Here is a 1696-nt window from a genome sequence, read left to right on the forward strand (position 1 = left end):
CCAATGGAATCTTGTGTTCCAAAGCGGCAGAACTGCTCTCCAACACATGTTTTGACCGTACGAAGTGCTTTTGCATAAGCAGAACCGGATCTCATTCCAAGGTCGCTCCATACTTTCGGTAAGTCTTCTTTTTCGACTCCAAATAAGTCAATTCGTTGTCCTCCTGTTACTTTCAAAAGAGGGACCTTGTATTTATCCGCGACATCGGCAATTTTGCGAAGCTGATCAGCATTGGTTACCCCACCATACATTCTTGGTACAACTGTAAACGTTCCATTATGATTGATGTTTGCATGGACACGCTCATTTATGAAACGCGATGTCGGGTCATCTGCATTTTTAATTGGGTCGACCATTTTCAAGTAGTAGTTAATTGCTGGACGACATTTCGAACAGCCTTCGTCTGATTCCCATCCTAATACATTCATCACTTCGCGTGGGTGCGTAAGACCAAGCTCACGGATTTCAGCGACCACTTCTTCATGTGTGTATTCCGTACAGCCACACATTGGTTCTGGGGCGTTCCCTACGTCCTCACCTGTTGTCAATGTTAACAAGTCAGCAATAAGAGGCTTACATCCACCACAAGAGCGGCCTGCAGTCGTACATTGCTTCACTTGCTCAACCGTTGTTAAGCCTTGATCGGTGATGGCTGAACAGATCTCCCCTTTTGAAATCCCGTTACAGTCACACACATTATCGCCATCTGCCATCGCTACAACCGGGCTGACTGGCGCTTCGCCGCTTTCAGATGGAAGGAGCGCCACCTTGCTCATTCCTGAAATGTCATCCTCATTCCGCATCATTGAAAGGAGTCTTGTTGAGTCAGATGTATCTCCGAATAACACCGCACCAATCACTTTGTTATCTCTCACAACAACTTTCTTGTAAATGCCTTCGAATTCATCATGTACACGAATCGCTTTTGTGTCTTCTGCATCTTGGAACTCTCCCGCAGAGAATACATTCACACCAGATACTTTTAATTGCGTATAAACAAGTGAACCTTCGTATCCGTGCTCAAGCGTCTGATCCTCTGAACAAATATGAGCCGCTAACACTTTCCCTTGTTCATAAAGAGGAGCAACGAGACCGTAAGCTATTCCTCTGTGCTGTGCACATTCCCCAACTGCGTACACGTTTGGTGCACTTGTTTGCATGAAATCATCAACCACAATCGCTCGTTCTGTTGTTAAGCCTGCGCCTTGTGCTAATGAAATGTTTGGCTTAATCCCTACAGCCATGACGACTAAGTCTGTTTTAAATCTCGTTCCATCAGTGAAGGAAATGCTTTCTACGCGTTTTTTCCCTTCGATTTCTTTTGTGTTTTTCTGTAAGTGGAATGTCATGCCTTGCGCTTCGAGCTCTTCTTTTAGCATCTTCCCTGCTTGACTATCCAGCTGGCGCTCCATTAAGTAATCAGCAATATGGATCACATCTACTTCCATATCTAAGTTTAATAGACCACGAGCCGCCTCAAGTCCAAGTAGCCCCCCACCAATGACCGTCGCGCGTTTGTATTTTTTCGACGTATCGATCATTGTTTCACAGTCTTTAATGTTACGGAACGCAATAACTCCTTCTTTATCCGCACCAGGCAATGGAAGCATAAACGGATTGGATCCCGTTGCAAAAATCAATTTATCATAGGAACGTTCTACCCCGTTTTGGCTCACGACGACTTGTTTCTCTGTAT

Annotated in this window: 1 protein-coding gene; it reads right to left on the minus strand. The window is 44.9% G+C overall.

Annotated elements, in window-relative coordinates:
- Positions 1-1696: nitrite reductase large subunit NirB (nirB, locus tag AC1FXP_RS23320; protein ID WP_480064311.1), on the minus strand; the 1696-nt coding region annotated here is incomplete at both ends.

The sequence above is a fragment of the Halalkalibacter sp. HAAS-P013 genome, assembly GCF_056619925.1.